Below are 18,261 nucleotides of genomic sequence, written 5' to 3'. Positions count from 1 at the left end.
CCAGAAAATGATGGAAGAACGATCCAGAGGGGATATGAACGTTATGAGAAAAATGGTTTCCGCTCTAGCTGCTTTTGCAACGCTGTTTTTTGTGTTACTTCAGCCTGTAGCGCAGGCAGCAACAACCGATATTAAAATTTATATCGATGGACAAGTGCTGCAAACTGATCAACCCGCTATTATTATTTCGGGCAGCACCTTTGTGCCCTTGCGCGGGATTTTTGAAGCTTTAGATGCCAAAGTATTATGGAGTCAAAAAACCAAAACGGTAACCGCTACGAAGGGCGATACAACCGTTGTTCTTAAACTGGGTGCCAGAACGGCTACGATTAACAATACAACCGTTACACTGGACGCCCCTGCCCGTTCCATTAAAGGCAGAACCGTCGTTCCTGTCCGCTTCGTCAGCGAATCGCTTGGCGAGGATGTGAAATGGGATGCGAAAACAAGAAGTGTACGCATTACAACATCTGCATCCGTAAGTATTGGCGCAGCCACCTCGGTGAGTGTGTCCACAGTTAGCCAAAATGGAGACGGAAGAGATTTGCAGGTTAATTTCACACCTCCAACCGATATGACGAATGTGAACAGCTACCGCATACTCGTCGTTCCGGCAGACAAAGCGTCTTCCTTTAATTTGGCTAAGGCGCAAATTGTAGGCGGTACGAATTATACGGCGCTTCCTACATCGTCCGCATACCAAAACAATGTACTAACGGCTCAAACAAGAGATACAGACGGGGCGTTGCTTCGTTCTAATCTGCCTTATAAAGTTTTTATTTTGACTGTTGGCAATAACGATCGTTACGCGCTATCCAGCCCTTCTGCCTCCATTACGCTGAGCGTCAAATCGACAGTAGACGCTGCTTCGAATGTACGCATTAGCGATGTTAGCGACTTCGGCGACGGCCGTGACCTCTCGGTCAGCTTTACACGGGCTTCCAATGAAAGCAACATTTCCAGCTACCGGGTGATCATTGTGAAGACCGCCAATGCTTCCAAATTTGATTTGGCAGCAGCCAATACGCTTAATAGCTCCTATTACACGACGGTTTCCAAAACGGGCAGCAGTACGATGAGTACAGGCTTCAGCTCCTCGGCAAGGGACACTTCGGGTGAATATATTAAAAATGGCGTTGCCTATACCGCTTATGTCCTTTCCATGAGCAGCAGCGCAGGTACTACTGCTAATACCTTGTCTTCGGCTTCTTCGTCTGTGACACTTGGCTCTTCTTCCGGATTTAATCCGACGATTACGAGCGTAGCCGATGTCAGCAACTATGGAGATGGCCGCGATTTGCGCGTTAATTTTAATCGGGCATCGGATGAGTCCCGGATTAGCTATTACCGGATTTTCGTAGTAAGAGAGGCTGATTACGGCAACTTTAATTTAACAGAGGCGAATAACGTAGCGTCGGGAAGATATACCGATGTTTCTAGAACGGGAAGCAGCAGCTACAGCCAAATTCTCTCTTCCAGCGCAAGAGATGTGAAGGGAAATTCCATTATGAATGGCGTTGCCTACCGTGTGTTTGTAATGGGTGTTACGAATAACAGCTCCTCCTATTCCAGCACCTTGTCCACCGCTTCCTCCAGTATTGCGCTTTATAGCACAGGAGTCAGCAGTGTAACCAATGTAGGCGTAAGCGACGTGAGCGACTATAACAATGGACAGGATTTGCGCGTTTCCTTCACTAGAGCTAGCGACGAGAGCAGCTTGAACCATTACCGCATCTTCGTCGTTAGGACGGCAAATGCAAGCAGCTTCAATCTGGCTGCAGCAAACAATATTACAAATTCCAGCTATTATACGACCGTTTCCAAAACAGGCGGAAATATTAATCAAGTATTGCCTGCGACAGCGCGTGACGTTAATGGCGTGCTCATCCAGAACGGAGTCAGCTATCAGGTATTCGTCTTGTCCGTCGGCAACGGAAGCTCGACTAGCAACAATGCTCTGTCTGGCAGCTCAGTTCCGATTATCCTGTCAGCTAGCGCTGTAACAGCAGCAGCCAATGTTGCTGTCAGCGACGTAAACGAGCTTAACAACGGTCAAGATTTGCTTGTTGCTTTTACCAAAGCAGCCGATGAGACCAACCTGAACCAATACCGTATTTTCGTCGTTAAGACTGCTAATGCGGGCAGCTTTAATCTAGCAGCGGCTAACGCTGTGAGCAACGCCAATAACTACACGACAGTAGCTAAGACAGGCGGAAATATTAGCCAAGTGCTTGCTGCAACTGCGCGGGACGTTAACGGCGACCTTATTCAAAATGGCATCAGCTATCAAGTATTTGTATTGTCCGTTGGCGGCGGCAGCTCGGCAGGCACCAATGCACTGTCCCTCGGTTCAGCAGCAATTACGCTAGCAGCTAAAGGTGTATCTGCGGCAGCCAATGTGGTTGCAGCTGAATACAATGGCGGTCAAGATATCAAAGTCGATTTTACAAAAGCTTCGGACGAAAGCAATATCGACCATTACCGTATTTTCATCGTCAAAAGTGCGAATGCTGGCGGTTTTGACCTGAATGCAGCGAATCGGATTACTTTGCCTGATTATTTTACGGCAGTCAATAAAACCGATACACCGAGCAAAGTGCTTACTCGCAATACACGCGACACAGGCGGAGAGTTCATCCAAGCCGGCGTCAGCTATCAAGTGTTTGTATTGTCCGTTGGCGGCGGCAGCTCGGCAGGCACCAATGCACTGTCTTCTGCCTCTGCGACTATTACACTTCCTGTACCGCTGCCTCCAGCAGCGGCAGCAACAGCGGTTAATGCAACCCTGCTCGCGAGCGGCCAGGATATTCAAGTATCCTTCACGAAACCGGCTGATGAGCGAAATATCTCGCAATACCGCGTGTTTATCGTTAAAGAAGCAGATGCTGGCAGCTTTAACCTAGCCTCGGCAAGTGCATCCAGCATTTACACACCATCGCCAGCTGAAGCCATACTAACAATAAACAAAAACACATCGGATGCTAGTGGTCAGCCACTCGCTTACGACACCAATTATCGGGTGTATGTGCTTTCGGTAGCCAAAAGCGGTGCGAATGCGTTGTCCGATCCTTCGGCAGCTGTTCTGTTTCCAACGCCAGCTACCCCACCAGCGACACCAACAGCACCAACAACACCAACTCCTGACCAGCCTACAGGAGTTTAAATTTAATAGAATCAAGATGTACGCAAAAAAGGCCGGGAGCCCCTCAATGGGGTCCCGGCCTTTTTTTGCATGACATGCATCTCACCAATAGGAAGAGCATCTCTTTTATTAGCTGTTTTTTAATTTTTTAGCATGCCCGATTCCAGCTGGCACTTTATTGCTTGCAGGCATTTTAACGCCTTCCTCTTCACCTTGCTTGACACTTTTTATAAAGAAAGAAAGCACAAGTCCAATAACGCCAATTCCAACAATAACAAGATAAGCATCATTAATACCTTGAATGTTCGCATGTACCATCATTTCCTTGGAAGCCGTCTGTGTGCCGCTAGTCACCATCGTATCCGTCAGATGGGTTTTGGTGCTCGACGTCATGACGGTTACGAGCAAGGAGGTACCAATCGCGCCAGCCACTTGCTTAATCGTATTAGAGATAGCTGTTCCGTGCGCATTCAGTCTCGCTGGAAGCTGATTCAGACCCGCAGTAGTAATTGGCATTAGGAAGAGAGCCATACCGATCCGTCGTCCCGTAGACATCAGCAGCAAGTAGTTATAGCTGGTGGAGTCCGTCAAATTCACAAATCCAATCGTAGTCCCGATTGTTATAATCATACCCACGATCGACAACCACTTTGCACCAAAGCGGTCAAATAGCTTCCCGGACACTGGCATCATGAGAGCCATAAGCAGGGCTCCCGGCAGCATAAGCATGCCCGACTCCAATGCCGTATATCCGCGTGCATTTTGCAAATAGAGAGGAAGCAGCATCATATCAGCATACATCACCATAGTGACGGCGATATTAATAATGGTCGTTAAAGAAAACATATTATATTTGAACGCTCTGAGATCCAGCAGCGGACTTTTGGCTCGCAGCTGCTGCCACGTAAACACGGCCAAGGAAACAATACCCACTGTAAGTGAAACTACAACTTCTGTGTTGGACCAGCCTAGGCTGCCCGCCTTACTGAATCCATAAATGACCATACCAAAACCGATGGTCGAGAAGATCATTCCCCATACGTCGAGCTTAGGGAACAACCGTTCAGCTACATTTTTCAAATAAAAATGAGCAAGAATAATGACCAAAGCAGCAACAGGAATAATCGCCTGGAACATCGTGCGCCAGCTGTATTCCTCCATGACATAACCCGTGATAGCAGGTCCAACAGCAGGTGCAAAAACAATCGCTAAACCAACGACTCCCATGGCAACCCCGCGTTTGTCCGGAGGGAAGATGGTAAGAATGACATTCATCAATAACGGCATAATAATGCCGGCGCCAGCCGCTTGAATGAGCCGTCCAACGAGCAATATTTCAAATGAATTCGCCATCGCCGCCAATATGGTTCCTCCGAGAAAGATAACCATGGCTGATTGAAAAAGCTCGCGTGTCGTAAAACGCTGCATAAGATAGGCCGTAATCGGAATGAGAACGCCATTTACCAGCATATACCCGGTGGTGAGCCATTGAGCGACGGAAGCCTCAATCGAAAATTCGACCATTAGATGGGGAAGCGCGACACTCATAATGGTCTGATTCAATACCGCGACAAATGCCCCTACGATTAAAACAAACAACAAGGGACCTTTCTTAATTGAGCTGCTGTCAAAAACAGTGTTTGTACTAATCTTACTCAATCCTTTCGACTTCAACTAATTGACAGTCTGTAGTATAATTTACTTAATGTAAAAGATTATAGGCGTCTCGTTTTATGATTACAAGCGACACCTTTTTCAATACTGTTTAATAGTTTACAAATATGTACGATATGTAGTTTTACTTCGTAATAATCTACAAATTCATTCCATCCTGTCGTATAGACGATTATTCTGAAAGTAGAAAGGACCGGTATTCGCATGACAACAAAATCTTCAAAAATGGATCCGCGCGTTATACGCACACGCCAACTGATTCGAGATGCTTTTCTCCAGTTAATTCAAGAGTATGATTTAGAGAAAATCACGGTGAATCGACTCGCGGAGCGGGCGACCATCAATCGGGTTACCTTCTATCTTCATTACAGGGATATCCCGGATATGTTGAATCAGATGGCGGACAACATGACCACGCACATTCGAAAGCTGCTAGAAGATGTGGCCGATCAATCCAGTACCGCTAAGGATGAATGGCCCGAGCTGGTCAGGCTTATTCAGCATTTTGCCGATCATTCAGCGTCTTACAAAATCATGCTCGGCTCCAGACGTCTGCCCATATTCACGGAGCGCCTTTCTGTGCTGATGATGGAATTTATTAAAAGTAAAATTGGCAATCATAATGCCTCATCCAAAACCATCACGCCCCAAATTCCGAATGATATTGCAGCCTGGTATGGCTCCTCTGCCTTTCTTGGCACGATCGTTATATGGCTGCGCAACGATATGCCCTATACGCCTGCCTTCCTTGCCAAACAGCTTTTGCTTATGGTGCCATTCAAATCTAATGCAGACAGCTCGTAGAACACCAATCCTTATTCATTCAGATAAGACGCGAGAAAGGCCGGGAACCCTCACTAGGTTCCCGGCCTTCAAACTCATGTATGAGAAGTTCTCTTTATTCCTCTCGCCGTTGTGGGCTGGAGCACTTTCACGCCAACCTTGACTATTTTCCAAGCAATGTACCCCATCATGCCGCCAACCGTGTTTAACAGCAAGTCGTCCACATCAAAGATGCCGATGCCTAGAAAAAATTGAGTCGATTCGAAAAATAAGCTTAGCAGAAAGGAAAGCATCACTACTTTTATACATAATGCCCTTTTAGATTGGATGAGCTCCGCCATAAAAATACCAAGCGGAATAAAGGCCAGCGTATTGCCAATTAGATTCGAAAATAAAATAGAGCCTGAAATCGATAATCCATTTATATCTCCTATATCTCTTGAAATCTCATCGAATAGCTTGAAGTTCGCTTGGCGCTCGTAAATGAGGTACGGGTGGTGCAGAAACGTTTTGAAATGATACCATAAAGCATCGAGACTAATGAAGTTCCATTTGAGCAAAATGATTTTAAATAATAAAAACAGATATACGATAAACGCCGCTCCTATAAAAAGTTCCCACTTATTTGTCTTATTTGCCGTCTGTTCCAAATGGCTTCCTCCTTCACCGTCACAATCTCGCCGTTCTATTTATAAAGCTCTCTGTCCGTCGCTGCATAGCCCAGCAGAACCAAGCATATAAAAATGCCCCACCTCGTCATTAACGCGTCCTCCTCTTGCCTTATACTTCTAGGATAGAGAAAACTAGTTAAAAAAAAGTGGGGCAAATTTAAAGTTTTTCTTAAATTATGAGCGCACAGGCAATCGCACTTCAAATACCGTCCGCACCACATTGCTCTCGGCCTTAAGAGTTCCCTCATGCTGCTCTACAATATTTCTGGCAATGAACAGGCCTAAGCCCGTGCCGCCCTCTTGATGCGCCCGTGAGCGGTCGCCCGTATAATACATTTCGAAAATATGCGGCAAATCTTCTGGCGGAATCTCCCCTCCATAATTGACGACTTGAATGACCACATGCCCGGTATCGATATGCCCATTCATATCTACATATAAGCCTTCTTTGCCATGCCTGGCCGCATTCGTCAACAAGTTCTCGAATACACGGGCCAGCAGCTCCCCGTCACCATAAATATAAAGCTCGGGAGCCACATCGATTCGGGAAATTACACGATTTTTCTCAAAAACAGGATATAGCTCCTCATTCAGCTGCCTGAGCAGCTCGCTGAGATCAATGTGCTCTTTCTGAACCGGCAGCTTGCCATAGTTCATGCGGGTAATATCGAATAGTCCATCAATCAGCTTCTCCAGACGCTGTGATTTATTGAAGGCAATCGTAGTGTAATGCTTGATCTGCTCATCGGTTAGCTGATTGTCCTTCACGATCAAATCCAAATACCCCAATATCGAGGTAAGCGGCGTGCGTAGATCATGGGCCAAATTCACAACCAGCTGATCCTTGCTATTTTCGGCAAAATCCCCTTTTTCGACCGCCGCTTGCAGCTTTTCGCTGGCCAAATTCAAATCCTCCGCAATGCTGTTAAACTCATCGTTTGAGGAAATATGTACCCGATTATCAAATTCCCCATTAGCCAGATGGCGGATTCCTTTGGAAATTTCATTGAAATACGTCCCATAACGCTTCGTAAACCAGAAGAAAAAAACAATAGCCAGCGGGATAAAAAGAATGAGGAACACATAAATGTCCCCGACCTCCCTCATCATCCTCCGGTACAGAGCCAATCGATCGCCCTCGCGAACGTCGACGTAATAGAGCTGCAGCATTTTATAAATGCCATACGTAATCGCACCGGACAAAAGCATGCTTAAGCCCAGCAGCATAATCATCGTAGTCCGAAAGCTTCGTCTGCTTTTAATCATTAAACGTGTACCCCACGCCCCAGATCGTCTTGATGAATTTACGCTTGGTCGTATCTTCTCCCAGTTTTTTGCGCAGTGTACGGATATGGACCATCACCGTATTGCCGCTCTCATAGTAGGCTTCGCCCCATACCTGTTTAAAAATGCTTTCCGCGCTAAACACCTGTTTCGGGTGGCTCGCCAGCAAATAAAGAATGTCGAACTCCTTCGGCGTTAATTCGACGTCCTCGCCGTACAAGGTGATTTTATGCTGATCGGGTGAAATCACGAGTCCGCCTAGCTCCAGCACCGCTTTATTCATGACGGCTGGCTGATTGAATTGCAGCGACCGGCGAAGCTGCGAATTGACACGTGCCACCAGCTCCATTGGATTGAAGGGCTTGGTCATGTAATCGTCAGCGCCCATAACCAGCCCTGTGATTTTATCGAGGTCCGAGGTTTTGGCACTTAAGAAAATAATCGGCAGATGGTATTGCTCCCGAATTTTACGTGTGACCTCGTACCCGTCCATTTCCGGCATCATAATATCCAAAATAGCCAAATCGATCGTTTGCGATTGCACAGCTTGCATGGCTGCCTTCCCGTCGGCTGCTTTTATAATGTAATAACCTTCCTTTTGCAGGTGCAAGGCGACCAGATCCGCGATCTCCACCTCATCGTCTGCGACCAAAATCGTAATACGCCTCAAATCCAGTCACCCCTAACTGTCTATGCCTAAAAGTAATGAACAACAAGTGAAGCCATACGCTTTCTACTCAAATCGGCTTAACAAAGCCAATGCCTCTTCATGACCCGGCTCCAGCTCCAGAAATTGCTGAATATAGCTCAATGCCTGCTCGTCCAACTCCAGCTCAAAGCAGCTGATAGCGAGACAATAAAATACGGTTGAAACGACCTCATCTTGTTCTTGCTGCACCGATATTTCTAGAAAATGCTTGGACTCCTCGTACATTTCCATCTCAAACAGCAGCAAGCCAGCATCAAGTGCCAAGTCATAGCGCTGCTCCATGACGTAATACGACGACCACATTAGCTGAATGCCTCTTAGCAGGTCCTGCATTTCTTCATCATTCGCATCCGGCAGCAGGCTGGCTATTTGCTTCGTGCTCTGAATGAAAAATTCCGCATCATATCCACCCAAACGCCAAAAGCTCAATAATGGTTGCAGCTCCATGCTGGCAAGATGGCGGTCAACCCACATTTTCATGCTGAAAAACTCGTCTGGACCAAAGCGCTCGACAAATCGGCGGTAGGCTAGTCTCGTATTTGAGTAGGCCATCGGTTGATCCATATGGAGAATGCAGCCGACATTTATATTTTTATAATGATGCGGGGGAAATAACGCCTGGGCTCCTCTTTGCTCAAACACATGCTGAATCGCATGGTAGTTGGCGGTTAAGGAGAAGCTGCCATGCAAAAACAGCTCCGGCGGCTCGGCAAATTTCCAGTTATCGAGCAGGTGGTCGCCCTTGTCAGCAGTTATTAATAGAAAGCCTGCCTGGGACAACCGATTCAAGCGCTCCAAGCAGGTTAAACCCGCGGCAGGAAATAATATATGCGAATCCTCCAGCTGTTCCTGATATACGGCAATGACATCACGGTAAGGATAGTCGTCTTGCTCATACTCGGGTGCCCGCCTGTGCTCATAATGCAAAGCGATTTGATCTAATAGTTCGGCTGGTTTAAGGGCATCCCGATTTTCAGGATATTCGACAAAAACATCCGCTTCATAAATTTGCCCGTCGCCTACATAGATTAATTCTTGTGGAATGCTGTCAAAAAAATAGTTGGCGACAATGACTAATGGTTGCTCTAAGTCCTGTTCTCTAATGATTGTGTCTGACTGGGCGAGGCTTAATGCCGTATCATGAACCGCATCAAATCGTGCAAAATCAAGCAAGCCTTCAGCGATAAAAGCTTGCAGGGCAGGATGCTGCTGCCAGGCTAGAACATTTTTCATAGCCAAATCGGTCATAATATAGCGGAAAGGGGGCAGGGATATCCCCGCATAGTCTCTCAGCTGGCATAGCTCATGCAGCACATGATAGGCGAGACGGCCTGCTCCCGCCCCGAGCTCTACAATAAACACAGGCTCTGAGCCGTTTCCCTTATTTGCCCGATCCTGAAGCAGCCCAAATATCATTTCGGCATAGGCCGCCGCAATCATGGGATTACTCGTTATATATTGAGGGACTTGATCATTGTTCCAAGCCTTCATGCCTTCTTCTTCAAAATATTCCCTTTGAATATGCCATATAGGCGCTTCACTAAAACGATAGCGTTGTGTATGATTAACAGTCATTTAAACGAATCCTGCCTTCTGAAAGTGATTGCATGCCATCTTGCCCGCCTGCACATTACTTATTTTCATAATATCCCTTTTTATGATAGCACATCCCAATCAAATACGCCGTTTCAACCGTCAAGAGTCCGACTGCCATACAAAAAAGGACGCCCAAATCGGCGCCCTAATAATTAATGAAACGGAATTACTTAATCAGATTCAATAAGTCCGACTTTCTTTAAATCTTCAATCTTGAGATACATCGTCCCTTTATACTTCTTGACATGTATGTCACTTAAAACAAAATAGAAGGGCACCCGGAAGGGGTGCCCTTTGTCAGCTACTTTAAGTCGAAGACCATCAGGTCGCGACCTACTGTGATCGGGCCGGCGTAAATTCCAGCCATCCCCTCGATATACGCTTGCTCGGCCTCTGGATTCGCCGCTGGTGCGGGAATATGATGCGTGAGCACGAGATGCTTGACTCCCGCCCGTTGCGCGATTGCAGCCGCTTCCAGCGTCGTCGTATGATACTTCGCAGGGTTTGACAGCGCCTTCTCGTGATTCGGGTATTGCGCGATCAGGGCGTCAAGCCACGACTTGTTGTACGCTTCGTGAACGAGCAGATCTGCCCCAGTCGCTTGTTTCTCCATATTGGCCACCGGAATCGTATCGCCTGATATAACGACCGTCTTGCCGTTATACTCGAACTTGTAGGCGATAGCCGGATAGACAGGGCGATGGTCCACCTCGAAGGCGGTAATTCGGATGCCCTCCTTGTCGTAGATAACACCCTCGTTGCATTCCGTATATTCGATTAGCGAGCCCGCTTCATCCGACAGATTGTAACTAATTCGGAGCTTGACGTCGAACTCGAAGGACTCCCGCATTTTACCAATGATCGCCTTCGTCGTCTCTGGTCCGTACACTTGCATGGGCACTGAACGACCTTCGAAGACACGTTCTGCGGTAATATGCGTGCGCCAACTCGTGATGAACACGTCGAAAAATCCTCCGTTATGATCGTAATGGTGATGGGTAAACAGGACATCGGATATCCGTTGAGGCATGATGCCCGCTTTGATTAGTTGGTCCACCGTAGAGCCCCCGCAATCAACGAGGAACGTCTTGTCTCCCGCGAGCACCGCGGCTCCGGGCTTCGCTCGCCCATAGAAGGCACGGGGAGAACCTGTCCCGAGCAGAACGACGGTCAGATCTGGGTGGTAGTCTGGCCTCAAATTCATTTGTGGCTGGATATACATCGCTGTCAGCCCTCTCATCTTCGTTTTATTTGCCTTCCTGTATCTCCTTCAGCAGCGACAGATCGTACAAGCCTGCCAGATCCAGGCCATCTGCTTCGACTCCCTTGATATAGCCGGCATCGACGGCTACCTGCGCCATTAGCTTCAAGGAATCTTGGTCGATGTTCATCGTCAGATTTAGATGAGACAGTGTGGCCTTGATCAATTCGGCATCCAAGCCCTTGCCCGTCAGTTCCTTCAACTCATCGCTAACGAGAGAATACGTGTCGCTGGGACTTTCCTTGATAAACTTAATTGCGTCCTCGTTGGCCAGAAGAACGGATTTGGCCAAATTCCGATGATCCTTCAGGAAGTCGTCACTAGTTACGATAATCGTAAGTGGATAATTCCCCTTGTTCGGCGGAATTTGATCCCAATCAACGGCGATATTACCGATGCCTTCGTTCGCGATCAGCGTCCCCCATGGCTCCGGCAATAGCGCCGCGTCTACCTGGCCTTGCTTCATGGCCGTCAGCGTATCTGCCGGAGCCATCGCAATAAGCTGAACCCCGCTCTTATCCGTGGACACCTTCAGGCCCTGCTCCTGAAGAAGCAGACGCAGAGAGATCTCATTCGTGCTCCCCTTTGTCGGGATGGCAACCAGCTTGCCCGACAAGTCCTTGACGCTCGTCACGCCTGAGCCCTTCCTCGTCACTAGCACGGCGCCGCCGTTGTTCGCTCCTGACAGAATCTTGATGTTCTTGCTCCTTATATATTGGTTGATTATCGGGCTTGGGCCGACGTACCCGATGTCAATCTGGCCTGTCGCCATTGCAGTCGAGAAGTCGGAGCCGTTGTTAAAACCCTGTACCTCGATCTTCACATTAGCGCCGAGACGGTCTTGCAAATAGCCCTTCTTGATCGCTACGAAAGCCGGAGCATGGGTCACGTTCTTGAGCAAGCCGATCCGCACCGTAATGGGGTCGACCGATTTGGAGCTTCCATTGCTTCCCGAGCCAGAGGTCCCGCAGCCGGAAAGCAGAGTCAGAATCAAGACGATCATAAGACTCGAATAAGCCGCTTTTCTAAACATGCATCATTCCCCTTTTCCTAGTTAAGCTTACGTTTTGGCCGTATTCAGACCGTACTGGGTCCAGATCCGCTCCTCTATGCGCTTGAAGACGAGGTGGTCGGAGATCGTACCGAGAATCGCGATCACGAGTACGATGCAGAGCATAAGAGAGGTGTCGCCGAGGCTTCGCCCCTCCTCCAACAGCTGCCCCAAGCCGATGCCGCGCGCAATGAGCTCACCGGAGACGAGTGCCCGCCAGGCGAACGCCCAGGCCATACGCATGCCCGTAATGAGCTGTGGTATAGCCGCGGGAATCATCACTTGGTAAAAGAGTCGGAACCCGCGACCTGTTCCAAACATCTGCGCCGACTTCAGATAGATTGAAGGAATGTTCTTGATCCCACTCCGACTCGCAATCGTCATCGTCCACGTCGCCCCAATCGTCGTGATGAACAATACGGCGAAGTCGTTCAGCCCGAACCATATGATAGCGAAAGGTAACCAAGCGATGCTCGGCACCGTCTGCAAAGCGACGACGACAAATCCGAACGTCTCGTCCAGCAGCCGGCTCCGAGCGAACAAGACGCCGAGTGTCATGCCGATGCCGCACGAGAGGACGAACGCGATGAGGATTCGCCTCAAGCTGCTAAGCGTCGCTTCGAGTAGCTGCCCATTTGCCATCCCATCGTAGAATGTCTGCACCGTCTGCAGCGCCGATGGAAAGCGCCAGCCCCAATGCATCGTCCTATATGCCGTCTCCCAGATTATTAGCAGTAGAATGAGAAAGAGGGCTTTTCTCCAGAGTGTAGTCATTGCCATATTCCTCCTTCGCCACCTTCTCCAGTTCAGCGGCCAATGTATCCATAATCTGACTCTCGATATGGTGCAGAAGAGAATCGCCAGGCTCCCGCGGCCGTGCCGCCTGTACGCGGAACTCCTTCTTAATCCGTCCCGGCCGGGTAGACATGACGAGCACTCTGTCCGACAGTATGACCGCCTCCCGGATGTTATGCGTGATGAACAGAATGGTCTTCCCCGTGCTCAGCCATATTTGCTCCAGCTCCTTATGCAGCAGCAGCCTAGTCTGTTCGTCCAGTGCAGCAAACGGCTCATCCATGAGCAGAATCTCTGGGTCCATGACGAGCGCCCGCGCTATTGCCACCCTCTGCTTCATCCCACCCGACAGCTCATGAGGATAGCGGTCCGCGAACTTCCCCAAATGGACAGCCCGGATCTGCTCCATGGCTCGCTCGCGGCGCTCCTTCTTTTTGATTCCCTTTTGCTTGAGACCGAATGCGACGTTCTCCAGCACGGTAAGCCAAGGATACAGTGCATGGTCTTGGAATACGACGATCCGATCAGGCCCTGGGGCCGTGACTTCCTTGCCATTCGCTTCTACTCGGCCGTAATCCGCCCGCTCCAGCCCTGCTACCAGGTTAAGCAGCGTGGACTTGCCGCAGCCGGAAGGACCGAGGATGGAGACGAACTCTCCCTTTCCAATCTTGAAGTCAATGTCTTTCAACGCAGTATAGCCCGCTCTGCCCCGTTGCGCGAACGTCTTACCTACTCCCTCTACCTGGATCATGCTCCCGCCCCCCCATGGCTTTCCACATCGTTACAAGTGCTGTTGGAACTCGTCGGTATCGTGAATGACAACCATTTTCCTCTCATAGCGAATGATGCCTTCCTCCCGCCATCGACCCAATGTCTCCGTAACCGTCTGCCTGCTGCAGCCGATGACATAGGAGATCTCCTCATGGGTAAGCGAAAGCGTGACGACCGTCTCCTTCCCCACACGAACTCCGAGCTGCATGAGTAGTTGAGCCAGCCTCCAAGCAACCGGCCGTGAGATGAGCGTCTCAACGTAACGCTGTGTCTGCAGCAGACGACGGGCGTTGACCACCGTTAGCGCATAGAGGGCATCTGGATGTCTCTTCAGCAAGCTGGTGAATTGGGAAGCCGGAATCGAGAGGATCCAGCTGTCCGTGATGCATCGCGCATAGCGTTGTCTCTTCTGCCCCGTCAGCACCTCGGCCGCACCAAACACCTCGCCCTTGTGCCTCAGGAACAAGGTGATGCTCTGGCCCTCTTGCGCAAACTGCGAAATCTTCACCAGTCCGTCCTGAACAAAATAGATATCCTGACTTTCTTCCTCGCTCCTGAAGATAAAGGAGTTCTTCTTCATGACACGAGAAGAGCCAAACTCCTGGAAGAGCTTTGCCAACGTGAGTTGCTCGGCTTCACCGCTATCCGTTACGTTTCCTTCCCAATAGGAGGACATACCCTCTTGGTCCATCGTCGTTCCACCCTTCTCTAGCTGTTGGTGAATTCAAAGTTTACCTATCGGTATTTGCAATTATAATCCATGGTTCAAAACAAAAACAGTCGGCTAGCCGACAAAATATAAGCCGTATCAAACGGCACGAGTGAGAAAGCTGTCTACAATCAGGTCTGGATCGCAACGTTAGTGAGGAACAGTCATATAAAAATACAATTATTCAGGTTTTCGTCGTATACTTGGCGAAAGTTAGTCTATTTCTAAGAGCACCTTGAGTCCTCTAATTTATCTGTCATTTACGAGCCCTCCATGAATGAAATAGGGCATACAGGAAATTATTTTACATAGAGAAAGAATTTGAAAGAGACAGGCTCAGTCGTATTTAGTTACATGGCACAAAAAAATGATAACTTCATTTTAAGTATTAAGAATATGGAGGCAAGGAAAAGATGAACTGGGTTAAAGTGATGCTCGTGGATGATGAAGTGCTGGCGATCGAGCATATGAAAAATTTAATATCGTGGCAGCAACTCGGATATGAGATCGTCTGCACGGCGAATAAGCCGTCGCAGGTCGTAAAATTGGCGCGGGAGCACCGACCGGACCTGATCATTATGGATATCGTCATGCCCGGAAAGGATGGGCTGGCGCTTAGCAGGGAGCTGCTGGCAGAGGGACTGGTGCTGAAAATCGTGCTGCTCACCTCCTACAAGGAATTCGAGTACGCCAAGGAAGCGCTAAAGCTCGGCGTCTCGAATTATTGGATTAAGCATGAGATGGATGCGGAAGCGGTCAAGCGGGAGCTTGGCGGCTTAAGGGAAGAGATCGAGAGCGATAAGCGGCTCCGAAAAAATGATCGCGGCCGATTGCTCATTGATTGGCTCGGCGGGAGACCTCTGTCGGACGCACAGTGGAGGACGGCGACGGCTGAGGTGGGCGAAGCGTTCGACCGGCTTCATCTGCTGGTGCTTGAGCCTGCCCGAATTACTCCGCTGCTGCCCGGCACGGCTATAGGTAAACCCGAATGGCCGACAGAGTGGCCCGATACAGGAGATTCCAGCCTGCTAGCGGCGATCCCCTTTCTAGAAAGCTGCTTTGTTCTTATTTACGGGGATAAGAGCAGCAGGGGTGAGGGCAAGATGCGAGAGCTGCTGGAGGAGAAGGCGGTCGAGGCACGCCGGACGATAGAACAGTTGACGGGCCGCTCTGCATCAATGGCGATGGCCTACGGTTTGCCAAACCGGGCAGACGTTCCGGCAAAGCTGGCTGAAGCTTTGAAATGGCTGTCGCAGGCCATATTCTATGCCCCTAGCCACCTGTTCCGGCTGAACGAGCTTCCGCGTGCAGAAGAGAACGCCCCCATACATTTGGAGTGGGAAGAAGGCCTGGCGAAGACGAAAGAACTGCTGCCGGGCCACCAATATGAAGCAGCAGCACGGGAGATTTCGGCTTTGTTCGCGCGAGCTTTGGCGGCAAAGGATGCGGTTGGCTTCGCCGATCTGTGCCGGCAGCTGGTCGCCGTATTGAACCGCTATCGCTCCACTTGCGGACTGCCTTCTCTAGCAGAAGCTTGGGCAGATGGCCCCGGCACAACAGCCGATTGGACCTCGCTTACGGGGATTCGCGATTGGTTTTTGTCGGAGTTAAATGCGCTTGCAGAAGCGACATCCGGGCTGCCCGCGGTGTCCCGTAAAGTGCGCCAGGCACTCGAGCAGATGGAACGGCATTACGGCGATCCCGAGCTCGATGCAGATGCGATTGCAAGGCAGCTCGGCATTTCGCGCGACCACTTCCGCCACTTGTTCAAGCTGGAGACGGGCCAGACGGCACTCGACCGGCTTACAGAAATCCGGATGGAGAAGGCTAAGCAGCTGCTGGAAGAGGGGAATCTCAAGGTGTATGAAATCGCTGACCGGGTCGGCTTCCGCAATGGGCAGTATTTCAGCCAAGTCTTTCGCAAGACGACGGGCATGACCCCGCTCGAATATATGGAGAAACGCAGGTGAACTTGCAATGCGCATGAGGATACGCACCAAAATTATCGCCAGCACCGTTCTAGTCGTCTCCATTTCGCTTATTCTTAGCGGCTTCTTCATCTATGACTACGCAAAGGACATTATTCGCGAGCAATCGATTAAGGACAGCCGGACGAAGCTCGCGCAAATTTCGTTCCAGTTGAAGAAAATTCAGGAGCAGGTCGTCAAGACAGCAGAGTACATCGTATCCGACGAGGAGATAACCGCCCTTATTAACGCGCCAGCAAGCGAGGATATTGAGGTGAACTATTTTCGCAAGCAGGCCGTACAGGAAAAGCTCGGGCGGTTCGTGGCGCTCAGCAATTTTATTCTGAATGTCGTGATCGTTGCACCGAACGAGGAAACCTATTCGAATTATAGCGGATATGAGGAATATTTCTCCGAGTACTTGAAGCAGGACTGGTTTGTGAAAATGAAAGATACACGCGCTGCCTATAGCGAGCCGCACTCCTTCTTCTTTATTAGCGGCAACCGCCAAGTATTTAGTTACGTGCTGAAATACCGTCCGATCGGGCAGGACTTAGAGGCGGATAGCTATCTTGTTATCGATATTGCCTATTCCGAACTATCCAACGTCTTCTTGCAAAGTGCGCAGGATTTCGAGCAAATCGAGCTGTTCACTGGCTCAGGCGCATTGCTGCTGGAAGCGAATGAGAAGCTGCCGGATGCAGACCGGGCGTTTATGGCGAGCACCTTGCATTCCGGCCAGCCGTTCGCGGAGGACGCCCGCACCATCGTGTTGACCGACGATGCGATGAGCCAGGGATGGAAACAGGCGGCTTTGCTGTCTAAGAGCAAATTATTTATGAAAATTAATCGCGTTTTCTTTTTCTATATCATCATCATTATTACCGCCATTATCGTAACGCTCATCGTCATGCTGCCTATTATCGTCAATCTGATGAAGCCTTTGATCCGGCTGACAAATGCAATGAAGCGCGTAGCGGTCGGCGATCTTGGGACAAGCGTCCAAATCCGCAGCGGGGATGAGCTGGAAATTTTGGGCACAGGCTTCAATCGGATGGTTAGAGACTTGAAAAGCCTGATGGACACTGCCGTACAGAATGAAACGGTGAAACGGCAAATGCAAATCGATTTATTGATGGCCCAGATCAATCCGCATTTTCTGTACAACTCCTTGAACACTGTCATTTACTTGTCGCATGCCAATCGCGGAGCAGAAGCGGCCGAAGTGACGCAGGCGCTCATCTCTATTTTGCAAAACACGATCAAGACGGGGGAGGGAGCTGTGCGCGCGCCGTTGTCGGAAGAAAAGCGGATTATCGACAAATATACGGTCATCCAGCAGACGCGTTACCCCGGCCAATTCCGGCTCGTCTGGGAGGTGGATGAGACGCTGCTTGACCGTTCGGTTCCCCGGCTGGCGCTTCAGCCGCTCGTGGAGAACGCTATAGTGCACGGCATCATTCCGTCGGATCTGGAAGAGGGCACGATTATTGTGCGGGCTTACCGGGAAGGGGAACAGCTTGTTTTGGAAGTGGAGGACGACGGGCAAGGCATGACGGTGCCCGAGGAAGGCTGGAGGATGCAAATAGGACAGGTGGGACAAGAGCCTGAGCGTACGAGGGGAATCGGTCTGTCCAACATTCAGGAGCGGCTGCAAACCCATTTTGGCGCTTCGGCGCGGCTGGAAGTATTTAGCGAATGGGGAGAGGGCACCCTGATACGAATTAAGCTTCCTTGGATGGAACAAGCGTAAACGGCTGAAGCCGTCCTTTGGCGGCAAAGCTACCGTTTCGCGGAGAAATATAGAGAAAGGATGGAAAAATCATATGCTTTCCTATATTTCAAGCG

14 protein-coding genes are annotated in these 18,261 nt (G+C 49.6%); 4 read left to right on the top strand and 10 right to left on the bottom strand.

The features are described 5' to 3' along the window. The first annotated feature begins 43 nt into the window (after positions 1 to 43). Positions 44 to 3,163, top strand: coding sequence for a copper amine oxidase N-terminal domain-containing protein (locus tag AC50X8_RS18530; RefSeq protein WP_056036303.1), 3,120 nt, complete (start codon positions 44 to 46; stop codon positions 3,161 to 3,163). A 108-nt stretch (positions 3,164 to 3,271) separates the two neighbouring features. Here the strand turns inward: AC50X8_RS18530 and AC50X8_RS18525 are convergent, their stop codons facing one another. Then, positions 3,272 to 4,792: a DHA2 family efflux MFS transporter permease subunit gene (locus AC50X8_RS18525; RefSeq protein ID WP_056037024.1), complete on the bottom strand. Its 1,521-nt coding sequence runs from the start codon at positions 4,790 to 4,792 to the stop codon at positions 3,272 to 3,274. Between the two features lie 228 nt (positions 4,793 to 5,020). Between AC50X8_RS18525 and AC50X8_RS18520 the strand changes: the two genes are divergently transcribed. Next, positions 5,021 to 5,620, top strand: coding sequence for a TetR/AcrR family transcriptional regulator (locus AC50X8_RS18520; protein ID WP_056036301.1), 600 nt, complete (start codon positions 5,021 to 5,023; stop codon positions 5,618 to 5,620). A 74-nt stretch (positions 5,621 to 5,694) separates the two neighbouring features. Here the strand turns inward: AC50X8_RS18520 and AC50X8_RS18515 are convergent, their stop codons facing one another. The 9 genes from AC50X8_RS18515 to AC50X8_RS18475 all read right to left on the bottom strand — a co-directional run bounded on the left by AC50X8_RS18515 (position 5,695) and on the right by AC50X8_RS18475 (position 14,428). After that, on the bottom strand, positions 5,695 to 6,249 hold the full coding sequence (locus AC50X8_RS18515) for a VanZ family protein (RefSeq protein ID WP_056036299.1): 555 nt from the start codon (positions 6,247 to 6,249) through the stop codon (positions 5,695 to 5,697). 195 nt (positions 6,250 to 6,444) lie between these two features. Then, positions 6,445 to 7,536 (bottom strand): HAMP domain-containing sensor histidine kinase, encoded by a 1,092-nt coding sequence (locus AC50X8_RS18510; protein WP_056036298.1) that lies wholly within the window; start codon positions 7,534 to 7,536, stop codon positions 6,445 to 6,447. Beyond that, positions 7,529 to 8,224, bottom strand: a complete 696-nt coding sequence (locus AC50X8_RS18505; RefSeq protein WP_056036296.1) for a response regulator transcription factor — start codon at positions 8,222 to 8,224, stop codon at positions 7,529 to 7,531. Before AC50X8_RS18505 ends, AC50X8_RS18510 begins: the two co-directional genes overlap by 8 nt. Before the next feature lie 63 nt (positions 8,225 to 8,287). Next, on the bottom strand, positions 8,288 to 9,838 hold the full coding sequence (locus tag AC50X8_RS18500; RefSeq protein WP_494880814.1) for an SAM-dependent methyltransferase: 1,551 nt from the start codon (positions 9,836 to 9,838) through the stop codon (positions 8,288 to 8,290). A gap of 322 nt (positions 9,839 to 10,160) precedes the next feature. Beyond that, entirely contained in the window at positions 10,161 to 11,099 is a 939-nt protein-coding gene (locus tag AC50X8_RS18495) for an MBL fold metallo-hydrolase (RefSeq protein ID WP_494880812.1), read from the bottom strand. Positions 11,100 to 11,106: 7 nt separating this feature from the next. Then, entirely contained in the window at positions 11,107 to 12,153 is a 1,047-nt protein-coding gene (locus AC50X8_RS18490; RefSeq protein WP_494880810.1) for an ABC transporter substrate-binding protein, read from the bottom strand. Between the two features lie 27 nt (positions 12,154 to 12,180). Beyond that, a complete protein-coding gene (locus AC50X8_RS18485; RefSeq protein WP_235533173.1) occupies positions 12,181 to 12,873 on the bottom strand; it encodes an ABC transporter permease in 693 nt (230 codons plus the stop codon). 4 nt (positions 12,874 to 12,877) lie between these two features. Beyond that, complete coding sequence (locus AC50X8_RS18480) at positions 12,878 to 13,717, bottom strand: ABC transporter ATP-binding protein (protein WP_056036287.1); 840 nt, start codon at positions 13,715 to 13,717, stop codon at positions 12,878 to 12,880. Positions 13,718 to 13,747: 30 nt separating this feature from the next. Then, positions 13,748 to 14,428, bottom strand: coding sequence for a Crp/Fnr family transcriptional regulator (locus tag AC50X8_RS18475; protein WP_056036285.1), 681 nt, complete (start codon positions 14,426 to 14,428; stop codon positions 13,748 to 13,750). Positions 14,429 to 14,859: 431 nt separating this feature from the next. Between AC50X8_RS18475 and AC50X8_RS18470 the strand changes: the two genes are divergently transcribed. Both AC50X8_RS18470 and AC50X8_RS18465 read left to right on the top strand, forming a co-directional pair. Then, entirely contained in the window at positions 14,860 to 16,416 is a 1,557-nt protein-coding gene (locus tag AC50X8_RS18470; protein ID WP_056036283.1) for a helix-turn-helix domain-containing protein, read from the top strand. Between the two features lie 7 nt (positions 16,417 to 16,423). Next, positions 16,424 to 18,166, top strand: a complete 1,743-nt coding sequence (locus AC50X8_RS18465; RefSeq protein ID WP_494861365.1) for a sensor histidine kinase — start codon at positions 16,424 to 16,426, stop codon at positions 18,164 to 18,166. The last annotated feature ends 95 nt before the right edge of the window (positions 18,167 to 18,261 follow it).

This window comes from Paenibacillus sp. JT22N15 (assembly GCF_059383755.1).
The sequence above is the reverse complement of the archived record's forward strand: the minus strand, read 5'-3'. Positions and strand labels throughout refer to the sequence as shown.

What these genes read in the sequence shown, in the direction of transcription:
- AC50X8_RS18485 (WP_235533173.1), bottom strand. Translation starts at nt 12,873, where the DNA reads ATGCATTGGGGCTGGCGCTTTCCATCGGCGCTGCAGACGGTGCAGACA.
- AC50X8_RS18480 (WP_056036287.1), bottom strand. Translation starts at nt 13,717, where the DNA reads ATGATCCAGGTAGAGGGAGTAGGTAAGACGTTCGCGCAACGGGGCAGA.
- AC50X8_RS18475 (WP_056036285.1), bottom strand. Translation starts at nt 14,428, where the DNA reads ATGGACCAAGAGGGTATGTCCTCCTATTGGGAAGGAAACGTAACGGAT.
- AC50X8_RS18520 (WP_056036301.1), top strand. Translation starts at nt 5,021, where the DNA reads ATGACAACAAAATCTTCAAAAATGGATCCGCGCGTTATACGCACACGC.
- AC50X8_RS18495 (WP_494880812.1), bottom strand. Translation starts at nt 11,099, where the DNA reads ATGAGAGGGCTGACAGCGATGTATATCCAGCCACAAATGAATTTGAGG.
- AC50X8_RS18490 (WP_494880810.1), bottom strand. Translation starts at nt 12,153, where the DNA reads ATGTTTAGAAAAGCGGCTTATTCGAGTCTTATGATCGTCTTGATTCTG.
- AC50X8_RS18500 (WP_494880814.1), bottom strand. Translation starts at nt 9,838, where the DNA reads ATGACTGTTAATCATACACAACGCTATCGTTTTAGTGAAGCGCCTATA.
- AC50X8_RS18465 (WP_494861365.1), top strand. Translation starts at nt 16,424, where the DNA reads ATGCGCATGAGGATACGCACCAAAATTATCGCCAGCACCGTTCTAGTC.
- AC50X8_RS18470 (WP_056036283.1), top strand. Translation starts at nt 14,860, where the DNA reads ATGAACTGGGTTAAAGTGATGCTCGTGGATGATGAAGTGCTGGCGATC.
- AC50X8_RS18510 (WP_056036298.1), bottom strand. Translation starts at nt 7,536, where the DNA reads ATGATTAAAAGCAGACGAAGCTTTCGGACTACGATGATTATGCTGCTG.
- AC50X8_RS18530 (WP_056036303.1), top strand. Translation starts at nt 44, where the DNA reads ATGAGAAAAATGGTTTCCGCTCTAGCTGCTTTTGCAACGCTGTTTTTT.